Genomic DNA, 22,396 nt, shown 5'->3' on the forward strand with positions numbered 1-22,396 from the left:
CACTTGTTGGATGAGCTGCGGAAAACAAGCTGGAAAGAAGAGTTTTCACCACAAATAGAGGAAACTTCGCCCCTGTTTCACACCACGTTATCTGGCATAAGCACTGATAGGGTGGCGATTCATCACGCAACACAGAGCAAAGATCAAATCTCTATAACTATTTAATTTTCGGTACGTCTTCGGACGAGAAACCACCCAGGTTATCTGGAAGCAACACTCAAACCTGACCAGTCCAGTCAAGGCCGGGATCCCTAACCAATCCAGTCAAGGCCAGGGTCCCCAAAATAATCCGCTCAAGGCCGGGTTCCCAGATCAATCCAATTAAGACCGCGCCTCCAATACTGCCTCGTACAGTGCACGCTTACTTACACCCGCGCGCTCAGCTATCTCGCCACACACCGCTTTCAACCGCTCACCCGCAGCGACCCTCCCCTGCACCTCGTCCACAAGGGAACCGACAGACGGCACCGCTTGTTTTTCACTGATTCCCCCGATCACAACGGAAATCTCTCCCTTCAGCCCCTCGCCAGCCCATTGCGCAAGCTCACCGAGTCCACCACGTTTCACTTCCTCATAGCGCTTCGTCAACTCGCGACAGACCGCCGCCGGACGATCCTCCCCCAACACATCAGCCGCGATCTCCAACGTGTCCGCGATCCTATGGGGAGAGTCAAAGAAGCAGGTGGCCATGGTGGCGTCGACGAGAGAAGAGAAAAACTTACGGCGAGCACCCTCTTTTCGCGGCGCAAAACCCATAAATGTGAAGTGGCCCACGGCGAGACCAGACAGGGCGAGGCTGGTCGGCACGGCGGACGGCCCGGGCAAACACGTCACGGGAATACCAGCCTCATAAGCGGCCTGAACCAGTGGGAACCCAGGGTCCGAGACACTCGGCATCCCCGCGTCCGTCACCACGAGCACGCGCTGGCCATTGCGCGCAGCATCCACCAACTGACCGGCGCGCTCAGACTCGTTGTGATCAAAATTGCTTACTATTTTCCCCCGTATTTCCACTCCCAGGGCTTCGGCGAGATAACGAGTACGACGAGTATCTTCCGCAGCGATCACATCTGCACTGCCCAGTGCATCGATGAGCCGAATGGAGGCGTCGAGGGGATCCCCCAGCGGAGTTGCAGCAAGAATGATCCCTCCCGACGGGAGAGGCCGGCGTTCAGCCGCCGCAGCCAACAGATGTTCCATGCCACCAACCTACTCACTAGACTTAAACACCGTGTCTACCGCCACCGCATCACAGCATGCTCTTCATGCCGCTTCCTCCCCTGCCGCTACTGGGCCGAGGCGGCTGGCTTTCACGCGTTGGCAGGTCATCATCCTGGCGCTCACAGTCATGTCGGTGCTGACGCGTCTTCCGCTGCTCAACAGCCCGACTGATAAAGGCACACCGATCTTCGATGAAAAACACTACGTGCCACAAACATGGCAAATGCTGCGCGGGTGGGACAACATCTTCGTTGGCGGCATCGAGGATAACCCTGGCTTCGGACTGGTGGTGCACCCGCCATTAGCAAAGCAACTGCAGGCCTTCGGCCAGTGGTTGTTCGGCTACACGCCCCTGGGCTGGCGCATAGTTACTGCGTGTATGTCCGTAGCTGTGATCGTTCTGATCGCGGCGATTGCACGGCGGATTTCCCGTAGTGATGCCGTTGGCTTGCTCTCTGGGATTTGTGCCCTGAGCGAGGGCATTCTCTTTGTCACTGGCCGCTCAGGCATGCTCGATCACACGCAAACTCTGTTCGTGGTTGCGGCTACGTACTTCGCGGTGCGCGACTGGGAGCAGATGGAGCAGCGTTTTCGTGTGGTATGGGCTCGGGGAGGGATCCTGGACCACCCCTTTGGACCACGTATGGGGTTTCGCTGGTGGCGCTTTGCCTGCGGCGTGGCACTGGGAGGCAGCCTGGCCGTCAAATGGTCTGGTCTGTATTACCTCGCGTTTTTTGGCGTCGTCATCGTCCTACTCGATTGGCACCGACGCCACCGCTACCGAGTAAGCAAACCGTTCCAGGGAGCGGCGATAATGGATTGCTGGCCGGCATTCGCATCTCTCGTTTTAATACCAGTAGCTCTGTATTTCCTCAGTTTCCGCGCATGGTTTGCCAACGACTCCTCCGTGTATAGGCATGCCATCGAATCAGGGCACGCGGAGGGCTTCACTGGTGGGCCACTCGTACAAAAATTGCCGCAGTCTCTACAGAATTTCTTTTACTACCAGTGGTCTGTTCTGAAGTTTCACACAGAACTGACTAATTCCCGAGGGCATTATCACCCGTGGGAGTCCAAGCCGTGGTCGTGGCTCATTAGCTCCCGTAGCCTCATGTACTACAACCCTGGGACCAGCGACAATGGAACTCGGCATATTGTTCTGCTTGTCGGTACGCCAGCTATATGGTGGTTGTGTGTTCCCGTGCTGCTGTGGGGTGTGTGGTCGCTAATTATCAGGCGGGAGCTTGCGTGGGTTATCCCTCTCGCTGGGTTTGCCGCAGGGTTCATACCGTGGCTTTTCGAGCTAGATCGACAAATGTATTTGTTCTATGCCGTGAACCTTAGTCCGTTTCTAGTCATTGCCCTGGCACTGGCTATGGGGCAACTCCTGCGCTGGAGGCTGGCAAAGCCAGGGGAAACCACGCATAGGTACGGCGCTGTGAGGCTCCTTCGGCTCCACACCGGCGCCGTCATCGTTGTAGCATACGTTATGCTCGTGGTGTGGAATTTCCTCTTCTTCTGGCCTATTTACACTGGTGTGGAAATAACCCAGTTTGAATGGGCTGCGAGGATTTGGCTCCCCAGCTGGGTCTAGTAGGGCCCCTGCTTCTCTCAAAGCAATTTTCCCGATGCGCCTGGCAACGGTGTTCCTGCCATTGGTCTGCCGCTAACCGACCACGGGTCGATCACTGGGGTCAGCTCCCCACCGCCCCGACGACGTGCTTGGCATCTGACCTCATTCTCTTTGCCTGTGAATACCTCGTTGATCGACCGACATTAGTCTCCCGGGCGATACGTCGAGTTACGTTGCACATCCGTGGCGGAGAAATTCATAGGACGGGCGGTAAGCCAACGCCACGATTGTCTCAACGGTGTCACCGCATTAATGCGGGCCAGCCAACACCCCAATAACGCGATCACTGCGAGCAGATGGATGAACAAGGATCCAAGCAAAGAAGGCAGATCACTGGAATATTCAATGAGCCCCAGGACGACATCACGGGTAGCAAAGCCGGCACCAAACGCCCACATTCCCAGGTATACCGGGAGCAAAGCTCCCGCAGAACGCGGACGGAAACAAGCCCATGCCAAACCCGCGCCTAGTGCAAAACGGGCAGTGGCGGCGTCGATAACAAAACGAGCCAGCATTGGGTCGCTCGACGCTCCATAAGGCGCCGACGCCGCAGCCGGGTTCGATCCGCCCGCCACACCCACAGTGGAACCGAAAAGCAACACTGCCGCCCATCCGATGTACACAGTCGCGAGAACAGCCAGCAGAATACGGGAGACTAGCAGGGGAAGCTGACGCGCGCGGAGATTCCCCGTGACCTGGGGAAAACTTTCAGCGGCACCCAACACGCGAGCAGCCGCCTCCTGGCCAGCAATCGATGGTGCACACGGCGGAGCAGACGTCATCCGGAGCTGACGCCCCAAGGCGGTCACAGTGGCGTACCACCGCTGGCAGTCCTCGCACCCCTCGAGGTGGGCATCCACGAGTTCATCGGGCAGCGTGGAGTTCTCTCCGTCAAGCCGTGCGGAAAGTGCCGCGCGAATCTTCTCGCAGTCCATGAATGTGCTAGCCGCCTTTACATTTTTCACAGAAATGGAACCGCTATTTCATACGGATTCGCACTCCTAATTCTGACCCTCTGAGCTAGATTCAGATTGTTGTTTAGCTTGTGAGATTATCTCACCCTTACCACAACTATGAGAAATACCAACCATGAGTTAGCAACGACGCCAAATATTCACTAATGAAGGAACCGCATGCACTACTGGACCCACGAGGGACGCTAACGACCTAGGAAAAACGCGAAAAAACGCGATCGAGGCTGGCTCGTCCAGATCCGAAGACCACAATGACCACACACGCTGCGATGAGTATCAAAGGCATCTCTATTCCAGAACCCTCGGCATAAAAACCATGCCCCCAGTGGAAAAAATACAAAGTAACAAGGCTGAACAATGCCAGCACGGCAGCAGATGCGGTAGCAAGGAGACCTAACACCAATAGCGCTCCTCCCAGCATCTCTGCCGCGGCGGTAAACCACGCCATGATCGCCGGCGCCGGCACCCCTGCAGCGGCGTAGAGCTCTGTGGTACCACCCGGGCCATCCATCCCCAAAACGAATGCTTTGTGCCAACCGTGGGCGATGAAGATCACTCCGGCAACCACGCGCAGCAAAAGCAGTGCTGCATCCCTCAATGCTGGATTATTCATGATCACTCTCGCTTGCTGTGACGTTGTGTGGAAAGAACTGTCTGGAAAGACAGGAAACGAGAGACGTCCTCGTCTCTCGCTCTTTGATGTCTCCTAGTACGTACATACCTCCTGTGAAGGTCTACCCACTTCTCTTATACCGCACGGATGCGGGTATGTGAGGCATGCGAGCCCTGACCACCGTCGTGGTCATAGTCGTCAAAGTAATCCGACCCATGAATGTACTCCAAGTGCTCAAACTCTGGATCTGAATCATCGGATTCCACGATTACCGCACCAGGGCGCCGCAAACGATCCGGAATGCCCAGCTCTTGGTCCTCGGTGTTGCGCACGCCAAGACGAGCACGCCGCATCCGAGCGATACGGCGCTGGCGCATACGCGCTTCTTCGACGGCATTAACTCGGAGGAAGTAGAGATACAAGGCAGTCATCCCCACTGCCAAGACCGGTGCAAGCCACATGAGTCCGCCGGCGAGAATTCCAGTGATCAGAGAGATAACGCACAAGCCCACCAGTACCGCGAGTACCTGCTTGCGGCGCTTCAGCCGGCGTTCCGCCGCAGCCTTAGAGGCAACGGGATCGTACACTCCGCGACCACGGCGTGATTCCAGATAGCGCATGTCTTCATCGTCTAGCTCGTCACGAGAGTACTCGGCGCTTAGCCTTCGATCCTCTGCCAAGGCGATCTCGGCCGCAGCTGCCTCCTTCTCGCCTTGTTCCACACCGCGTTCGATGTCCTCAATCTCGGCGGAGGCATCCAGATCCGAACCGCGGAAGTAGGCAACAGGAATCTCAGTGTGGCGTGAGCCTAAAATCTCTCCGTCGGATTCAGCGGTCGTGTCTCCTTCCGCTTGATCGTCCACGTCACTATCGACAACAAGGCGCATTGGCGACAGTTCAGCCGCATTAGTCTGACCCTGGACTTGCTCAGGATCCTCGTCGTCATGGTCTTCCTCGGCCTGAGCCTCCTCATCGGCCTTGGTGTGATCCTCGTCGCCGTTCGTCGAGTCCTCAGCGCGAACAGTCCCCGATGCTTGCTCTCGTTGCTCTGCCCCGTCGGTTACTTCGCTGGTAACTTCTGAAGTCTCATCAGTGGAATCTTCGTCCACAACCTCGCCATCGATAGTGTCGGCAATAGTGTGCGGTTCCTCGGCGTGTGCTTCGTTCGGCTGAGCCTTCACATCGTTGCCACTAGTGAAGAGACCATCGCTGGCGGCAGAATCGCCTCCGGCTTCCTCGCTCACGATCTCAGCATCTACTGTCTCGATGACCTCCTCGCTCACATCCTCGCTGGAAGTGGCCTTATTCTCGGGTTTCTTTGCGGAACCGACCATCTCCTCAGACTTCTGCTCTTCGGTCTCCTTCCGCTTGCGACCAAACTTCCGCGTGCGGGTTTTCAGCGTCTTTAGGCTCTCCCCTGCGTCGTCGATAAGGAAGAACTCCGGCTCCGCGTCCACGAGTTCAAGGTCATCGTCGTCGGATGCTTGATACAAGCTCTCCGCGGGCTTGAGGCGGCGCTTAGGCTGCAGCGAGGAACCACCCTCATGCAGGACACGGGTCTCCGTCAGCGCTTTGGCAGTTCTGCGGACTGGAGACTGGTTACGCAGTAAAAGTGGCGCAAGCAACACAATCCACACGACGGCGATAAACAGCAAAGAGCCGGACACTTGAAAATGTCCTCCCAACATATTTCGGAAGCAAGGTAGTCGCAGTCAAAATTATCCCCATTGGCTCCACCATTGGTGCTGCCACGCCGTAGACCACTGTGGCGAACTATCTTTCTTAGCGCCGCGTCCCCATCGGCGATGGCATATTCTCGCCTCTTCCCCCACCACGCCTCCCATTCTCGTGGTCTTCGCGTCAATTAAGGGAGCTCAACTGCAGCTCTCCTGCCCTCACCTTGCGCGGTATCAGACCTTTGAATTCAGCGGTAAACACTTCTTCCCTGGTGATTGCCATAAGGATGTGATCCTGCCAACGGCCATTGATATGCAAATTGCGCTGTAGATAGCCCTCTTCGCGGAATCCCGCCCGCCCTAGCACCGTGCGTGATGCCGAGTTATCCTCCATGACCGTAGCTTCAACTCGATGCAATCCCATGTTTCCCATCGCATGATCCACTCCTAGGGCAACAGCAGCACTCGCCACGCCCATTCCTGTGAAGGGAGAATAGACCCAGTACCCAATCCAGCAAGTGGACACCACGCCATACTGAATGTTCCCGAGAGTTAGCTGCCCAGCAAACTGCCCGTCGACCTCGATCGCAGCCGGAACCAACTGGCCTCGGCGGGCAAGGAAATGAAGGTTCGACCATACTCGACGCCACTGTCCCGCGCTATGGGCAGCCTCCCAACTACCCATAACAGTTGGTTCCACGGGACGGAGAAAGCGCTCGTCCTCCATGCGGTAGTGCCGCCAGAGCTTGCCATCTTTGCGCATCAATGAGCGTAAGCGAACATCGGGTCCCTCGCCTCCGCGTGTGCGAACGGAGGCACTATACACAGGCCAACCGGGGCGTTGGGCGTCTCTCACCACGTGGTCTCCATTCCTCGGATTCTATGGGGAATGTGCTGATTAAGGACGGAGTCAGTAAGGCGTACATGGAGATTGGTCGAAGACCATCGAGCTATGAGCGGTTTGAAAGGAACATGACGTCCACCACCTGCCCGGGCGCCACATGCGATGCTTCCGCGGGAACAATGATGAGGCAGTTTGATTGGCCATGGCTCCCAAGCAAATGCATAGGCTCCCCGCCCCCATTCGATGCTCCGAGTGGATCCACTAAGAATTCGCGAGTCTCACGGTCACGCATGAGCTGACCACGGACGAAGCCGCGGCGCTGCGGTGCCGACTCAATCGACGCAATAGTACGCGCCTGGATAATCCGCCTACCTGACTGGCGCTGACCGCGGATGAGCTGTACCAGTGGTCGAACCATCACCTCAAACGCAACAAGCGCCGCAGATGGATTGGAGGGCAGGAGAAAGGTCGGTACCTTGTCCGGTCCCAGTGTGCCAAACCCCATCACAGAACCAGGGTGCATGGCCACGCGGGAGACATCCATATCGCCCATCTCACTCAGTACGTCGCGTAAACGGTCAGAGGCTTCACCGCCCACCGCCCCAGTGATGACAACAACCTCCGAACGGATAAGCTGCCCCTCAATCTGATCCTTCAAACGTCGTGCCTCGCCGCTGATGATGCCTATGCGCTGCACTTCCGCCCCGGCTTCCCTACCGGCGGCAGCCAGTGCATAAGAATTCACGTCGTAGACCTGACCCAAACCGGGCTCACGGTCAATATCCAACAGCTCTGGGCCAAAGCTCATAATGGACATGCGTGGACGCGGATATACCAAGACCTTGGAGCGCCCAACAGCAGCCAACAACCCCACCTGAGCTGCCCCAATCACAGCGCCTTGTTCCACAACAACATCACCGGGTTGCACGTCCGACCCCTTGCGGTGGACGAATTGTCCAGCGCTGAGCGTTTCCAATGGTTCAAGCCTGCGACCACGCACCTCTGCCCAGTCCAGGGGAAGAACTGCGTCGGCCAAAGTAGGAAGCGGCGCCCCAGTGTGCACTCTCACAGCTTGGCGCGGTTGCAACCGGATCGGGCGATGAGAACCGGCTGTTACCTCGCCGACGATCGGCAACATTGGACGAACATCCTGACCTACGGGCCCCTCCGGAGCATCCGGCTCGGAATGCTGAGTGCGACCGCGCTGTGTCATGTCGATGGTCTGGCGAATATCCACGGAACGCACGGCGAAACCATCGATAGCCGCTTGGTCGAATCCGGGGAGTGTACGCGTTCCCTCCACCTGTTCTGCGCAACGCAGGCCCAAAGCCTCCGAGATCGCAATGCGGACAGGCTCGGGGGTCACGGCCGCGGCCGTGATAAGAGCGAGTTGTTCTTCAACGGAACGCACGTGCCGATATTCCCTTTCCTAATGGGGCGACCCGCCGGGCAGGTCATGAGAGGTGAAAATTTGAGGTGTCAAATGGTCAGTGGCAAAAGATTCGGGGTAGGGAGACTTGGTTCCTGAGACCCCTCACTAGTTTCCCTGACTATACAAACACTAGCTAGGTAAGCCGAGGCCACTGACCAAGCTCTTATCGTCATCCTCCTTAATGCGCTGCTCCAACCAGCGGCGCAGTCCTGGACCGTAGGTATCATTACGTAACGCAAAATCCACGCAGGCGCGCACGTAACCACCCGGATTTCCGAGGTCATGGCGCACGCCTTCGTGAACCAGGATGTGAACCGGGTGACCCTCTTGAATCATGAGCTCAATTGCGTCGGTGATCTGAATTTCTCCACCCTTGCCCGGCTTGGTGCGGCGCAAAGCGTCGAAAACAGCGCGGTCTAGGAGATAACGGCCGGTTGCGACAAAATTACTGGGGGCATCCTCCACGGCTGGTTTCTCCACCATGCCCTTCACGCATTTCACGTGCTCCTCGCCGGAGTCCTCTACATCGAACACGCCATAGTTGAACACGTCTTCACGCGGAACTTCGAAGGCGCAGAGCACAGTCCCGCCGTGCTTCTTGCGAATCTCAGCCATCTTCTCCATAACGCCGAAGGGGAGAACCAAATCATCGGGAAGCATGACGGCAAAACAATCCTCGTCGTCACCCAGAACATCTTCAGCCAAACTAATCGCATGACCTAGCCCCAAGGGCTTCTCCTGCTCCACGGGGATGGCCTTGATCAAACCGTTGACTCCGCGCACTCGGCGAAGCTGCTCATCCTTACCACGGCTTTCCAGGGTGGCTTCGAGCTCCTGGTCGGTATCAAAATGTCCCATCACCCCCGATTTCTTCGGAGCAGTGATGATAGCCAGATGATCTGCGCCTGCGGCAATAGCTTCGCGGGCAATCAGCTCAATTCCTGGCGTTTCTACAACAGGGAGCAGCTCCTTCGGCACAGTTTTAGTAGCGGGCAGAAAACGGGTACCCAAACCTGCGGCCGGAACAACCACGGTGCGCAAGGCTTGAGTTTTGGCGTCAGAAGAAGTCATGTGTTGATCGTACCGCTAACATGCCTTCCATAGGTGAAGGCATGGATCTGCGTGGCACGGCCGAAGCACCGCCTCCACTATCCCCGTTTCCTCACCCCCCGTCTCAGCCGCCCATGCCAGGCCCCTCAGGAGTGCAAAAATGAGTGATGTGTCAAATAACACACCGGAACTTTCCGCTCAAAAGCGCCACACGCGGGCAGCAATCCGTGCGGCACGTGCATCACTGCCCGACTCTCTGCGCCGACAGAACGACGCGCAGATCCAACAGACAATTCGGGAAGAAATATGCAAGCGTCACGCTCGCATCGTCGCCGCCTACTTTCCAATGAAAAATGAACCCGGCGGACATACTCTCATCGCTACTCTTACCCAGCTTGACCTGCAAGTTATCCTCCCTCGAGTCGCTACAGACCCAGAGGCTCAACGCGCTGGAAAAACCGGTACTTTAGCTCAACGTCTGGAATGGATCCTTCACGATGGGAAGACACGCACGAGTTCTCTGGGAATCGAAGAACCTGTCGGAGACGCATATTTCAACTCTCTCGAGAGCGCCGACGTCGTCATCATTCCGGCGCTCGCCATCGACCACAACGGCAAGCGGTTAGGGCAAGGCGGCGGATTTTACGACCGAGCACTTGCACATTTAACCAGCGATACTGAAGTATGGGCGGTTGTGGATCACAGGGAATTCATACCCGAGGTTCCAGCCGATGAACTGGATCTCCGTGTGACTTCCGTTGTGACGGAACGCGGTCTCACCAAAATTCGACGCTGACGACTTTATGAAGACGCACTGTCGAACACCACATAAGCCGCACTATCACTACATGTTTTCTCATATCCCTTGAGGAAGGACACCTTTATGCTTTCTGGTTTTAAAGAATTCATCATGCGCGGCAACGTCGTAGAACTCTCTGTCGCAGTGGTCATGGGTTCTGCGTTCACCGCAATCGTCACCGCCTTCACCAATGGCATCGTCAACCCGCTCATCTCCGCCCTCGGAGGTAACGCTGACGTCGGACTGGGCTTTTTCTTAAAGGAAGGCAACCACTCCACATTCATGGACTTCGGTACGGTCATCACAGCAGCCATTAACTTCCTGATGGTTGCCGCCGTGATCTACTTCATCCTGATCATGCCGGTGAACAAGCTGGCAGAATTGAATGCTCGCCGGAAAGGCATCACCCCTGAAGAGGCTGTAGCCACCGAAACCGAACTGTTGGCTGAAATCCGTGACCTCCTGCAAGCCCAGACCGGAGTGAACCGCGCAAACACTGCCGCAACCACGGCATTGAACAACAGCATTGATCCCAATGGATCCGGCAAGCACTCCGCAGAGTAACCTCATCTGCCTCACTATTCTGCGCTGTTATGAGCTCTCCCCAGCTATGAGCTCTCCCCAGCTACAGCTTTTAACGTCATTAACTCTGCCCAGTCACAGTTATCAACTCCGTCCGCTTACAGAGTCCGCCCCCAGTGTGGAGGCATCTGCTCCCGGTAGAACTCAGCGCTCTTACCGCCGAATGCATCCTCTTCCTCAGGTGATTCCGGTGGCCTATATTCTCTTCCAGAGAGACTGGAAGCAGAGAAAATGGTGGAATCAACTCGGTACACCGCATTTCGCTCATTCTCGCTGTGAGCAGCACCAAGAGTGCCAAAACAGCGGCGCGATCTGCGCAACCGGTGTGGAGAGGGCGATTCAGAGACCACAACCAATCAGTCCGCTGCCCATCAACGGTTCATGTCCGCAATGACATGGCGAGCCAGCGGACACAGGGTTGCCATCCCGTCGCGAATTGCCCCGCGAGTGTTAGCCAGGTTCACCACCAGAGTCGAACCTGAAATACCCGCTACCCCGCGGGAAAGACCCGCCTCGAGAGAGTTAGCGGCCAATCCTGAGGAACGCAATGCCTCAGCTAAGCCGGGCACCTTGCGATCCATCTCAGCATTTGCCGCCTCCGGTGCTTTATCTCGCGGTCCCATGCCTGTCGCCCCCACAGTAATCACCAAATCCGCGCCACCAACGACGGCTGTCTGTATCGCCTTGCGTATCGCTGGCTTACGGGCTTCAACGTGAACCAGGGCGTCCACGATGAAATTCTCTTCGGTCAACAGCTCTGTGACCAGTTCACCAGACTGGTCGGTATCTTCATCATTATCCGTAATAATGACCACCATCGCGTGCAACAGCGGCTGCTTCGGCGCCGCGTTCTCCGTGCGAGCCTGAGCATCCAATTCGCGGAAAAGCTCATCGTCCGGTTCCTCTACACGGGCTTCAAGGCGGTCGATATCGGCCTGATTGACTGAATCCATACTTGGTAGAGCGTGGACGGTGTCGTGGCCCTGTTGAGAGCGTTGCGGGCTCATACTGTGAACTCCTGAAGAAGCGAGTAACGGCCTGCGCCTCCGCATACCCCAGCATCACGCCGGGGAGCGTGGCACATACAGACCGCATCATGAACGGTGATGAATGTAACCGTAACCTGTGGAGACTGTGTGCGTCACTATGTCCAGAAAAGCACATCACCCCTGCGGGTGTATCCCGTCTCCGACTCAAGTCACGGTACTACTCAGCCGCAAGTGTCATTTCCACTGTACGTTCCGGACCGTTTTCGCCATCACGCACGGCTAATGAGACTTTGTCCCCCACTTTGTGGGAGCGAATAGCCGCAATGAGTCCCACGCCGGAATCCACGGGACGGTCGTTAACTTTGACCACCACATCACCGCGCTTGAGACCAGCATCCGCCGCCGGGCTACCATCACTCACGTCTACGATCTCTGCTCCGATTACATCAGAGGCGGTGTTTACCTTCGCTCCAATGATGGGGTGCTCAGCCTTTCCCTTGTCTATAAGCTCCTGCACGATACGCTGTGCTTGATTGACTGGAATAGCAAAACCCAAGCCAATGGAGCCGGACTGCTGCCCCATGCTGCCTCCCATGGTGGCGATAACGGAAGGGATACCCACGAGCTTGCCTTCCATATCCACCAGCGCTCCACCGGAGTTGCCCGGATTGATAGCTGCATCGGTCTGAATTGCATCGATGAGGGACGCTTCGCCACCATCCTCACCAGAGGCCTGGACGGGACGGTTTTTTGCCGACACGATGCCGGTAGTCACCGTGGAAGCTAGGCCGAGTGGAGACCCCACTGCCACCACGTCCTCGCCCACGTTCAATGCGTCGGAATCTCCCAGTTGAATTGGCTGCAGATCACTCACGCCTTCTGCTTTGATGACGGCAATGTCGGTTTGCGGATCGGTAGCCACGACGCGAGCCTTGAGCGTACGCCCGTCGTACAACACAACTTGGATGTTGCCTCCGCGCTCTGCACCACTGACCACGTGATTATTAGTGACGATAAGACCATCCGAGCTGAAAACAGACCCGGAACCTTCGCCCGACGAGCGGCCAGACTCCACTTTGATGGAAACCACTGATGGCAGAACACGTTTAGCGACGTCTTCTGTACTCCCTGGCTGGACAGCTTTGGCTTCCGCATTATCGCTCTTGGTATCAAAGGAAGTAGTGGCGTTTTCTGAGATCACTGACGAGTCGTTGCCATGATTCATGACCACAGTTGTCGTAGCGCTTGCTACGACAACCCCCACCAGTAGTAGGGCTGCAACGGCTGGTGTGGACCAACGTTTGCTTGTTTTGCCTTCACCTTGCGGTTGCAGCGGGTTGCCGTTGTGGTCATATGCGACGCCATCCTGTCCGGCCGGAGTAGCCTGGCCTGGATTCAGCGCCCCGTCTGAGTGGGGCGATTGTGGCTGCACGTAGCTGTTTTGCGGTGGTGTTTGCGCATTGTTGTTCTGCGGCGGTTTCTGTCCATTGCTCTTCTGCGGGGGCGTCTGCGCGTTATTGGGAACAGTACCCTGTCCGGCGTTAGGCCCTATTTGTGGGGTCTGCTGACCAGGTACATTTCCGCGCTGGGCGCCATGAGAATCCGGATATACCGAATCGCTTGAGTGCTTGTTCCACTGCAGGTTACGGGAGTTCTGATCGTTGGCTCCCTCATTCATGGCTTTGTCCTTTTCGTGCATGCTCCTCATTCTCCACGCTAAAAATACCGAAATACTGGCAAACAGGCTGAGGAGTCTCAACAAGTTTGGTGGGATCAGCGCTAAACTGCATTCAGTTTTCTTTCAGTAACCTCTCAGGCAGAGGTCTAGACGTGTACGCCCCGCCACTGCCATGCGGGTATTGCTCTCACAACGTGGAAAACAACTACCATCAATGAGAGCCACAACTGAGCGGGGACAGCAAAACGCCACCCGGCAGAAAAGCCAGGTGGCGTCTAACTATATGGGCGATAACTAGTATCTGGGCGACAGTCGGAAAATGATATCTGTGCGACGATCATTCACCGGCGTAGCCAACACTCAGGCGCACTAGTCCAGATCAACCAAGCCGAGCTGTGCAGCCTTCACCAGACGACGTGGAATCTGAACCTCTTGGCCGTTGATCTTCACCTTCTGGAGGGCGACGTTATCAGCCTTCCACTGGGAACGGCGAGAGTGAGTGTTCGCACGGGACATGCGGCGCTTTGGTACTGCCATTGTTTTCTACCCTCCTTGAATTAGTTCTTCTTCTTGCGACGAGCGACAGCGCCGTAACGGCGCTGGAACTTCTCAACGCGGCCAGCGGTGTCCATGACGCGCTGAGCACCGGTCCAGAATGGGTGAGACTCACTGGTTACGTCCACGACGATCAGTGGATACTCGTTACCGTCTTCCCACTCGATCGTGCGAGCGGAAGTAGCGGTGGAGCGAGTCAAGAAGCTGTGACCAGTGCTTGCATCCTTGAAAACCACTGGGTGGTAATCAGGGTGGATATCCTTCTTCATACTTCGAATCCCTAAGGTTGTTACATCAGGCCGGTTCACACAGCGTGGACAATCCATCCGACGATGTACCGATGATCACCGAAGCGATCGGTGAGTGATCGTCAATGTATGATCGCGCGTCGCGTGATCGCACCTGAGTTGGGTTGGAAATGAACAACTCGAAACATACTACAGACGTGCAGTATGAAACTGAAATCAGCTCGATACAACCTGATTAGGAATTAGAGCCAAAACACTGTATGGTTATCGCTTGCTGTTGTCTATGTAAACGTCATCGCCACGCAGCAGTGCGTCTCGATATGCCCAATCGGCCCGTCTAACCGATCTGAGCAGGATCGATCAGATGCTCCATCACTGCGAGGCGGAAGGAGAAACCCATGTCGGCATACTGCCAGGTCACGGGCCGCAAGCCAGGCTTCGGTAAATCCGTGTCCCACTCGCACCGCCGCACGAGCCGCCGCTGGAACCCAAACATCCAGCGCCGTTCGTTCTACCTGCCTTCTGAGGGCCGTTCTATCACTCTGAACGTGTCCACAAAGGGTCTGAAGACCATTGACCGTGACGGCATCGAGTCTGTCGTTGCCAAGATCCGAGCCCGTGGGGAGAAGATCTAACAAATGGCACGTAACGATATTCGCCCAATCATCAAGCTGAAGTCTACGGCTGGCACCGGTTACACCTACGTCACCCGTAAGAACAAGCGCAACAACCCGGATCGAATGACTCTGAAGAAGTACGATCCAGTAGCCCGCAAGCACGTCGAATTCCGCGAGGAGCGATAATCTATGGCTAAGAAGTCCAAGATCGCTAAGAACGAGCAGCGCAAGGAAATCGTCGCCCGCTATGCGGAGCGTCGCGCTGAGCTCAAAGCCATCATCAGGAACCCAAACACCTCTGACGAGGACCGTATGGAAGCACAGTGGGAGCTGAACCGTCAGCCTCGCAATGCTTCCCCAGTCCGTGTTCGCAACCGCGACGCCGCTGACGGCCGTCCACGCGGTTACCTGCGTAAGTTCGGCCTGTCCCGTGTCCGTGTCCGCGAAATGGCTCACCGCGGTGAGCTGCCAGGCGTCCGTAAGTCCAGTTGGTAAGGGGGAAGATTCCTAATGAAGCGCAATAACATCAAGAAGGCGCGGATGGAGCAGTCCCGCCGCCCAAAGAAGAACCCTCTCAAGGCCGAAGGCATCGAGACGGTTGACTACAAGAACTACGTTCTGCTACGTAAGTTCATCTCCGATCGTGGCAAGATCCGCTCTCGCCGCGTCACCGGTCTGACCCCACAGCAGCAGCGTGAAGTCGCTACTGCCATTAAGAACGCTCGCGAGATGGCTCTGCTTCCATTCAACGCTCGCTAATTGTTGACCTCGTAACAACGAGGCCAGCACGCAGCTTCTTAAGACGTTTAACAGACACTCCAAAGACCCGCCCCCGCATAAGTTCCAGGGGCGGGTCTTTGGCGTACACGTAGACAACAGTCCCAGCGGGAGGAGTTGGCGTCGCAGGAAATAAAAAACTCACTAGGATAGTTACAGCCAACACGACATGACCTCAGACAAGCTGAAACATCAATCCAAGGAGTCAACAACGGTGAGCAACAACTACCCCACCTACCCGTCCGGCAATGGACACAACCCCTACAACGATGACGAGTCGAACCCCCGCAGTCTCCAGGACAATAGTTTTACCGGTGGCTCCTCAGACTCTTCTCAGAATCCTTATCATTCCTTTCAGCAGAACTCATCCAACCCGTACACGCAGAACCCTCCTTCTACGCAAGGGTACGAGCCTTTCCCCCCCACGAACGACTATGGCTCGCGATACAGCGACACAGGCTACCTAGGCCACCTCGGTTGCCCGGGAGCAGGAAAGCGTCTACTCGGATTCATTTTGGATTCGCTCATCGCAGGAATCCTCACGTTCATCATCGTCTACATTCCCTATCATGACGAGATGCGGAACTTCTTCAGCTCCTTAGTAGACGTAGATTCAGAGGATTCCATCAGCACTGGTTTGGTCTTCACGACGATTATTGGAAGTATTGCCGTGTGGTATCTCTACCGAATGGGAATGGAGCTGTCCAAGGGTGCAACTCTGGGAAAGATGGCTATCGGCGCCCGCGTAGTGAAAGCGGACGGTTCCAAGCTCACGGCCAAGGATTCCTTCCTCCGCAACAGCTGGTACCTTATCCTGGAGTTACTTGGTGTCATCCCTTTTCTTGGCGCGCTCTTACAGATCGCGCTGTATGTGGCTCTCGGAGTGACCATCAGCAGGGACAAGCAGTACCAATCTTTTGCCGATAAGTGGGGCAACACGCTCGTCGTGAACAAGAATTAGCGGTCCTTGCCTGCCTTTTGCTGTAGCACGCTTGCGTAAGGGGTCAGGCTTTATAAGGCCACGCACCCCATATAAGATTCTGTAATCATGCTGGACGTACTCACCGGATTCCTCGTCGTCATCTTCGTTATCGCGTTGGGATTCGGTGTAGGCCGTCTCCGTTTGCTCGGTCCTGGGTCGGTTTATACCCTCAACATGTTCGTTTTCTGGATCGCTCTGCCCATGATGCTGATCCACTTCCTTTCCGACGCAGATCTCGCGCAACTATTCGGCGTGAATTTCGCAGTCGTAGCGATCAGCACGCTGGGTGCAGGAGCTGTCGGCTACGCAGGCTATCGCTTTATCGCCGGCAAATCCCGCAGCAACTCGCTGGTGGCGATGCTAGCCAGTTCCTACTGCAATGGAACACACCTGGGCATTCCTCTGATGGCTCATCTCATCGGTGACCCCACCGTCACTCTTCCCGTGGTCATGTTCCAAGTTGGCTTCTACGGACCATTGTCCGTGATGATGCTGGATTTAAGCTCCGAAAAACGCGCTTCCCACGGGCTCATTCGTGAACTAGTTCTGTCGATCCTGCGCAACCCCCTCATCATCGGAGCCGTGACTGGCATCGGCCTGGCTCTTCTCAAACAAAATACCGGTTTTGTGCTGCCCAAGCTGCTGGCTGAACCAATCGCCATGGTGTCTAATGCAACGGTCGCTGTGGCTCTCATTGCCTTCGGCATGTCCATGGCCGAGGTAAAAGTCCTGCAAAAGGGACTTTCCCCCGTACGGTCTGTGTTCGCCGCTTCCCTGGTGAAAACAGTCGTCCATCCGTTCATAGCCTGGTTACTGGGCGCCTTCGTCTTCGGTACCAGTGGATCCCTGCTGCTAGCCATGGTTCTCATCGCCGCACTGCCTACCGGACAGAACGTGTTCACCTATGCCCAACGCTTTGGAGTGAACACTGTGCTCGCCCGCGACACGGTGGTCATTGCCACCGCTCTATCTCTCCCCGCGATGGCAATCATCGTTGTACTGCTGGGTTAACGGCAACACACCCCACCCATGTGGTCTGCTCGGATAATACGGGGTTCCGGTGAGTACACCGGAACCCCGAACGAATTTCAGTTAACGCCACAGGAGCAGTGCGTCGCCCTGCCCGCCTCCGCCGCAAAGGCAGACACCCGTTTTCCCAGAATTCCGGCGCACCAATTCATGCGCTGCATGCACAACCAAACGAGCCCCGGAAGAACCGATGGGGTGGCCTTGAGAGATGCCACCACCGTGGATATTCGTCTTCTCCAGGTCGTAGTCCAAATCCTTGACAGACTGTGCCACAACCGCCGCAAACGCCTCGTTGATCTCCAAGAAATCCAGATCAGAAGCAGACCACCCTGCCTTAGCCAAAGCTGCCTTCAACGCCTGCGATGGTTGGGACAGCAAGGACGTATCAGGGCCAGCGGTCTGACCATATTCTCCCAAGGTCGCCAAGATTTCCAGGCCGTTCTCCTCCGCATACTGGCGAGAAGTCAGTACAACAGCCGATGCACCATCTGAGATCTGCGAAGAAGACGCCGCCGTGATGGTTCCCTCCTTCACGAAAGCCGGGCGCAACTTTGCCAATCCCTCAGCGGTAGTCCCGGCACGAACGCCTTCATCTGTCGTGACGGTCTTGGTCTCTTTACGGGTCTTCACCTCGACAGGGAGGATCTCTGCATCGAAAATACCTTCGGCGGCAGCGGCCTCAGCCCGCTGGTGAGAGGCTGCAGCGATTGCATCTTGCTCTTCACGGGTAAGGCCGGCGGCCATTGCGTTGTGATCGGTCTCAAACCCCATGGAAGTGCCCTCGTTGGGATCAGACAGACCATCACGTTCCAGAGAATCCTCAAGCTTCAACGCGCCGTACCCCTTTCCAGCGCGAACACCGGCGGCGATATGTGGGGCTTGAGACATGGACTCTTGACCGCCAGCAACGACTACCTGAGCATCACCCAAGCGGATGAGACGAGAGGCGTTAATGACGGCGTCCAAACCGGACAGGCACACCTTGTTAATAGTGAGCGCGGGGACTTTAATGGACACTCCTGCTTTCACAGCAGCCTGCTTCGCGGGATTCTGACCAGCACCGGCCTGTACGACCTGTCCCATGAGGACGTAATCCACATTTTCGGCAGATATCTTGGCCTGCTCAAGCGCTCCCTTGATCACCATGGCACCAAGATCCACGGCAGAAAAACTGGATAGGGAGCCGAGCATGCGGCCCTGCGGGGTGCGCACTGCGCCTACAACGACGACATCCTGCGGAGTTGCTTCAGTCATGTTCTCTCAACCCTTCCTAGGGAAAGTAGTTATGTGTCTAGCTCTTGTGTAGCACGTTCGAGCTACAGCGCACTCACAAATGGCGCGTCCGTCTTCTCCTTCACCTGTTCTTCGGTTACACCCGGCGCGAGCTCGATAAGTGTTAGACCCTCATCGGTGACGTCAAAAACACAAAGGTCGGTGATGATGCGATTAACCACGCCCAGACCTGTCAACGGCAAAGTGATCTGCCGCAAGACCTTAGATTCACCATACTTATTGCAATGCTCCATGAGAACGATGACTCGACGGGCTCCCACAACGAGATCCATCGCGCCACCCATCCCCTTCACCATCTTGCCGGGTATCATCCAGTTGGCGATATCGCCTTGCGCGTTCACTTCCATGGCGCCAAGTATCGCCACATCGATCTTCCCAGCACGGATCATGCCAAAGCTCAAGGCCGAATCGAAAAAACTGGATCCCGGCAATGCGGTCACAGTTTCTTTACCGGCATTAATGAGATCTGGATCCGCCTGCCCCACTTCGGGATAGGGGCCAATCCCCAACAAACCGTTCTCCGATTGCAGTGTGACGTTCACTCCCTCAGGCACGTAGTTTGGAACGAGGGTGGGCAAACCGATCCCGAGGTTCACATACTGGCCATCACGCAATTCGAGAGCTGCACGCGCTGCCATCGCCTCTCGATCCCAGCCGGGCTTCGTCCGCCCTGGGGCCGCCCCTGGTGCGGTGTCCCCATCTAGTCCTGGTGTTGTGACGTGCTCGCTCATCGCACTGTCTCCTTCTCGATAGCCTTGTCAACTGCTTCTTTCTCACTCAGCTCGACCAAGCGATGGACGAAAATACCGGGCAGATGAATATCATCGGCTCCCAATTCACCAACTGGAACGACCTTTTCTGCTTCGACTATGCAGATCTTTCCACTCATCGCCGCCAGTGGGTTGAAATTACGGGCGGTCTCGTGAAAGCGCAGGTTGCCCGAATGATCAGCGACGGCAGCACGCACTAATGCGTAGTCTGCAACGATACTTTCCTCCATCACGTAGGTTTCACCCCGGATCTCTCGGGTTTCCTTCGCTGGAGAAGCAACCTCCACGTTGCCTTCGCTGTCGTATTTCCACGGCATACCGCCATCTGCTACAACGGTGCCTACACCGGTACGGGTGAAGAAAGCTCCAATACCCGATCCGCCTGCGCGCAAGCGCTCAGCCAAGGTCCCCTGCGGGGTGAGCTCCACCTCGAGTTCGCCCTCGAGGTATTGACGGGCAAATTCCCTATTTTCCCCGACGTAGCTGGCGACGATGCGCCGTAACTGTCCGTTGGCCAGCAATAGTCCGAGTCCTCTGCCATCTACACCGGCATTGTTGCTGACGGCCTCGAGATCTTTGATGTTCTTCGACGCCAGAGCTGTCAACAACACATGTGGGATACCGCAGACGCCAAATCCACCCACAGCGAGGGTGACACCGCTCGGGATATCAGCGATGGCCTCGGCTGTGCTCATAAGCTTGGAGTGCCCGACCGTCAATGTCGACATGGCCTGTTTTCCTTTCCGTGTGGTGCCTCACTGAGTTCAGTGAGAGGGGCGTGGTGATGCCGCAAGTTTCGTACCGAGGAATTCCCGCGATGGGTTATCTTCGCGTCGAGCGGATCATTTCTTATCAAATAGCCCAAGAATTTCTATTGCTTTTTCACGTATCTCGACTTTGCGGACTTTGCCAGAAAGCGTCATGGGGTATTCGTCGACGATGTGGACGTACCGGGGCACCTTGTGACGAGCGAGGTGACCTTCTGCAAACTTCTTCACGGCCTCAGCGTCCAGGGGTTCAGCACCGTCGTTCATGATGATCCAGGCCATGAGTTCCTCGCCGTACTTCTCATCCGGAACACCAATGACCTGAACATCAGAAATATCTGGGTGAGTGTAAAGAAACTCTTCAATCTCACGCGGATAGAGGTTCTCACCACCGCGAATGACCATGTCCTTGATGCGCCCGGTGATCATCACGTATCCATCCTCATCCATCATCGCAAGATCCCCGGTATGCATCCATCCATCGCCATCGATCGCTTCCTCTGTTTTGACCGGCATGTCCCAGTAGCCCTTCATCACGGAGTAGCCGCGGATGAGAATTTCACCCTGTTCCCCACGCGGCACGATGTTGCCTGCAAGGTCGACGATTTTGGCCTCGATATGCGGCCCTGTACGCCCAACGGTTTCTACGCGCTTGGCCACTGGGTCGTCTGGCATGGTCTGATGATTGACAGGCGAAGTCTCCGTCATGCCGTAGCAGATCGATACTTCGTGCATACCCATTGTGTCCATGACCTCGCGCATGGTTTTCGTCGGACACGATGTTCCTGCCATGATTCCCGTCCGCAAATGGGACAAGTCATACTTGCCATCGGATTTTTCAGCCAATTCATGCAGCTCCCCCATGAACATGGTAGGTACGCCGTACAGAGAAGTGGCATTCCCATGATGTACTGCTTCTAACGCTGATGCGGGGGTGAAAGTCGGTCCGGGGATGATCGTTGTAGCTCCATGGCTGAAGGCCGCGATGTTGCCCATCACCATTCCGAAGCAGTGGAAGAAGGGAACCGGAATCACTACCCGGTCCTGATCTGTGTAGTTAATGGTTTCTCCCACAAAGTAGCCATTATTCAAAATATTGCGGTGAGTCAGCGTGGCACCTTTCGCCAGACCCGTGGTACCCGATGTGTACTGGATATTGATCGGGTCGTGGCGATCCAACCCTTCGCGCACTGCGTTCAGATCAATGATGGCGTGATTAGATAGTTCGTTCCAGCGCTCGGATCCAAAGAAAATAGTTTCCTTGTAGTTATCGTCAAACTGGTGTTCCGTAGTCTTGATCATCGCCCGATAATTGGAGTCTTTGAAACGCCCAGCCGAGAACAGCGCCTTGATACCCGACTGGTTCATCACATAGTTCAGCTCGCGGATGCGGTAGGTCGGGTTGATGCACACGAGGATCACGCCGATCTCCGCGGTCGCATACTGCACCACCGACCATTCCCATCGATTCGGTGACCAAATGCCAATGCGGTCTCCCTTGCGGTAACCAGCAGCGTACAAACCGGAAGCTAAACGCTGCACTTTCCGGTGAAATTCCTGATAGGTCATGTGAATGTCCCCGTGGAAATCCACGATGGCCTCATTGTCGGGATATTTGTCCACGATGCGAGCAAGGTTCTGCCCCAGGGTTTCCTCAAGAAGAGGCACCTCAGTTGGGCCTTTGGCATAGCTGAGTTTCTCAATGCCGGGGATTGTCGAAGGATCGCTGAGGGGATGGTCAGGAATAAACTCCTGCACAGGCTTTGCGTGCGGGGTCATGGTGATCTCCTTTGTCATCGAAGTGGTGTGAAGTGGTGACGAAAATGCGGTGGGGAAACCCTAGGAAGGGATCCTTGCGTACATGTGT

Annotated in this window: 24 protein-coding genes; 9 read left to right on the forward strand and 15 right to left on the reverse strand. The window is 56.0% G+C overall.

All coding sequences use genetic code 11. The annotated features are described in order from the left end of the window. Positions 1–321 precede the first annotated feature (321 nt). On the reverse strand, positions 322–1,200 hold the full coding sequence (gene rsmI / locus GP473_RS06790; RefSeq protein ID WP_185770149.1) for a 16S rRNA (cytidine(1402)-2'-O)-methyltransferase: 879 nt from the start codon (positions 1,198–1,200) through the stop codon (positions 322–324). Between the two features lie 31 nt (positions 1,201–1,231). Here rsmI and GP473_RS06795 point away from each other — a divergent pair, with 31 nt between their 5' ends. Further along, positions 1,232–2,815, forward strand: a complete 1,584-nt coding sequence (locus GP473_RS06795; RefSeq protein WP_313770438.1) for a dolichyl-phosphate-mannose--protein mannosyltransferase — start codon at positions 1,232–1,234, stop codon at positions 2,813–2,815. A gap of 182 nt (positions 2,816–2,997) precedes the next feature. Here GP473_RS06795 and GP473_RS06800 read toward each other — a convergent pair whose 3' ends face one another. From GP473_RS06800 to GP473_RS06825, 6 genes are all read right to left on the reverse strand, one after another. Next, on the reverse strand, positions 2,998–3,819 hold the full coding sequence (locus tag GP473_RS06800) for a zf-HC2 domain-containing protein (RefSeq protein WP_343061388.1): 822 nt from the start codon (positions 3,817–3,819) through the stop codon (positions 2,998–3,000). A 202-nt stretch (positions 3,820–4,021) separates the two neighbouring features. Next, entirely contained in the window at positions 4,022–4,441 is a 420-nt protein-coding gene (locus GP473_RS06805; protein WP_185770152.1) for a DoxX family protein, read from the reverse strand. Positions 4,442–4,575: 134 nt separating this feature from the next. Then, positions 4,576–6,108: a divisome protein SepX/GlpR gene (sepX, locus tag GP473_RS06810; protein WP_185770153.1), complete on the reverse strand. Its 1,533-nt coding sequence runs from the start codon at positions 6,106–6,108 to the stop codon at positions 4,576–4,578. A 193-nt stretch (positions 6,109–6,301) separates the two neighbouring features. Further along, positions 6,302–6,976, reverse strand: a complete 675-nt coding sequence (locus tag GP473_RS06815) for a GNAT family N-acetyltransferase (protein ID WP_390625310.1) — start codon at positions 6,974–6,976, stop codon at positions 6,302–6,304. Between the two features lie 91 nt (positions 6,977–7,067). Beyond that, on the reverse strand, positions 7,068–8,372 hold the full coding sequence (gene glp / locus GP473_RS06820) for a molybdotransferase-like divisome protein Glp (RefSeq protein ID WP_186276754.1): 1,305 nt from the start codon (positions 8,370–8,372) through the stop codon (positions 7,068–7,070). A 150-nt stretch (positions 8,373–8,522) separates the two neighbouring features. Then, positions 8,523–9,464 (reverse strand): UTP--glucose-1-phosphate uridylyltransferase, encoded by a 942-nt coding sequence (locus tag GP473_RS06825; RefSeq protein ID WP_186276755.1) that lies wholly within the window; start codon positions 9,462–9,464, stop codon positions 8,523–8,525. A 139-nt stretch (positions 9,465–9,603) separates the two neighbouring features. On the opposite strand from GP473_RS06825, the gene GP473_RS06830 reads away from it, so the two are divergent. Further along, entirely contained in the window at positions 9,604–10,239 is a 636-nt protein-coding gene (locus tag GP473_RS06830) for a 5-formyltetrahydrofolate cyclo-ligase (RefSeq protein WP_185770156.1), read from the forward strand. An 87-nt stretch (positions 10,240–10,326) separates the two neighbouring features. Next, positions 10,327–10,806, forward strand: a complete 480-nt coding sequence (mscL, locus tag GP473_RS06835) for a large conductance mechanosensitive channel protein MscL (RefSeq protein WP_185770157.1) — start codon at positions 10,327–10,329, stop codon at positions 10,804–10,806. Between the two features lie 389 nt (positions 10,807–11,195). On the opposite strand, the gene GP473_RS06840 is transcribed toward mscL, so the two are convergent. From GP473_RS06840 to GP473_RS06855, 4 genes are all read right to left on the reverse strand, one after another. Then, positions 11,196–11,831: a MogA/MoaB family molybdenum cofactor biosynthesis protein gene (locus tag GP473_RS06840; RefSeq protein WP_185770158.1), complete on the reverse strand. Its 636-nt coding sequence runs from the start codon at positions 11,829–11,831 to the stop codon at positions 11,196–11,198. 199 nt (positions 11,832–12,030) lie between these two features. After that, positions 12,031–13,512, reverse strand: a complete 1,482-nt coding sequence (locus tag GP473_RS06845) for a trypsin-like peptidase domain-containing protein (protein WP_246394740.1) — start codon at positions 13,510–13,512, stop codon at positions 12,031–12,033. 348 nt (positions 13,513–13,860) lie between these two features. Continuing rightward, positions 13,861–14,028 carry a 50S ribosomal protein L32 gene (rpmF, locus tag GP473_RS06850; protein WP_185770159.1) on the reverse strand — a complete coding sequence of 56 codons (168 nt, stop codon included), beginning with the start codon at positions 14,026–14,028 and terminating at the stop codon, positions 13,861–13,863. A 20-nt stretch (positions 14,029–14,048) separates the two neighbouring features. Next, the gene (locus GP473_RS06855; RefSeq protein ID WP_186276756.1) at positions 14,049–14,315 is read right to left on the reverse strand and encodes a type B 50S ribosomal protein L31; all 267 of its coding nucleotides are present in this window, start codon (positions 14,313–14,315) and stop codon (positions 14,049–14,051) included. A 377-nt stretch (positions 14,316–14,692) separates the two neighbouring features. Between GP473_RS06855 and rpmB the strand changes: the two genes are divergently transcribed. From rpmB to GP473_RS06885, 6 genes are all read left to right on the forward strand, one after another. Next, positions 14,693–14,929: a 50S ribosomal protein L28 gene (gene rpmB / locus GP473_RS06860; protein ID WP_186276757.1), complete on the forward strand. Its 237-nt coding sequence runs from the start codon at positions 14,693–14,695 to the stop codon at positions 14,927–14,929. A gap of 3 nt (positions 14,930–14,932) precedes the next feature. Next, a complete protein-coding gene (rpmG, locus tag GP473_RS06865; RefSeq protein ID WP_151903205.1) occupies positions 14,933–15,097 on the forward strand; it encodes a 50S ribosomal protein L33 in 165 nt (54 codons plus the stop codon). 3 nt (positions 15,098–15,100) lie between these two features. Then, the gene (gene rpsN, locus GP473_RS06870; RefSeq protein WP_185770162.1) at positions 15,101–15,406 is read left to right on the forward strand and encodes a 30S ribosomal protein S14; all 306 of its coding nucleotides are present in this window, start codon (positions 15,101–15,103) and stop codon (positions 15,404–15,406) included. Positions 15,407–15,421: 15 nt separating this feature from the next. Further along, on the forward strand, positions 15,422–15,670 hold the full coding sequence (gene rpsR, locus GP473_RS06875) for a 30S ribosomal protein S18 (RefSeq protein WP_186276758.1): 249 nt from the start codon (positions 15,422–15,424) through the stop codon (positions 15,668–15,670). A gap of 232 nt (positions 15,671–15,902) precedes the next feature. Next, positions 15,903–16,649 carry an RDD family protein gene (locus GP473_RS06880; protein ID WP_185770164.1) on the forward strand — a complete coding sequence of 249 codons (747 nt, stop codon included), beginning with the start codon at positions 15,903–15,905 and terminating at the stop codon, positions 16,647–16,649. An 87-nt stretch (positions 16,650–16,736) separates the two neighbouring features. Then, on the forward strand, positions 16,737–17,681 hold the full coding sequence (locus GP473_RS06885) for an AEC family transporter (protein ID WP_185770165.1): 945 nt from the start codon (positions 16,737–16,739) through the stop codon (positions 17,679–17,681). Positions 17,682–17,762: 81 nt separating this feature from the next. On the opposite strand, the gene GP473_RS06890 is transcribed toward GP473_RS06885, so the two are convergent. The 4 genes from GP473_RS06890 to GP473_RS06905 all read right to left on the reverse strand — a co-directional run bounded on the left by GP473_RS06890 (position 17,763) and on the right by GP473_RS06905 (position 22,308). Then, the gene (locus tag GP473_RS06890) at positions 17,763–18,953 is read right to left on the reverse strand and encodes an acetyl-CoA C-acetyltransferase (RefSeq protein WP_185770166.1); all 1,191 of its coding nucleotides are present in this window, start codon (positions 18,951–18,953) and stop codon (positions 17,763–17,765) included. Between the two features lie 62 nt (positions 18,954–19,015). Then, positions 19,016–19,723: a CoA transferase subunit B gene (locus tag GP473_RS06895; protein ID WP_185770167.1), complete on the reverse strand. Its 708-nt coding sequence runs from the start codon at positions 19,721–19,723 to the stop codon at positions 19,016–19,018. Continuing rightward, positions 19,720–20,490 (reverse strand): CoA transferase subunit A, encoded by a 771-nt coding sequence (locus GP473_RS06900; protein ID WP_186276759.1) that lies wholly within the window; start codon positions 20,488–20,490, stop codon positions 19,720–19,722. The genes GP473_RS06895 and GP473_RS06900 overlap by 4 nt, the downstream gene beginning before the upstream one ends. 114 nt (positions 20,491–20,604) lie before the next feature. Beyond that, positions 20,605–22,308 carry an AMP-binding protein gene (locus GP473_RS06905; protein WP_186276760.1) on the reverse strand — a complete coding sequence of 568 codons (1,704 nt, stop codon included), beginning with the start codon at positions 22,306–22,308 and terminating at the stop codon, positions 20,605–20,607. Between the last annotated feature and the right edge of the window lie 88 nt (positions 22,309–22,396).

Origin of the sequence: Corynebacterium anserum, from assembly GCF_014262665.1 — a bacterium.
Classification (GTDB): Bacteria; Actinomycetota; Actinomycetes; order Mycobacteriales; family Mycobacteriaceae; genus Corynebacterium; species Corynebacterium anserum.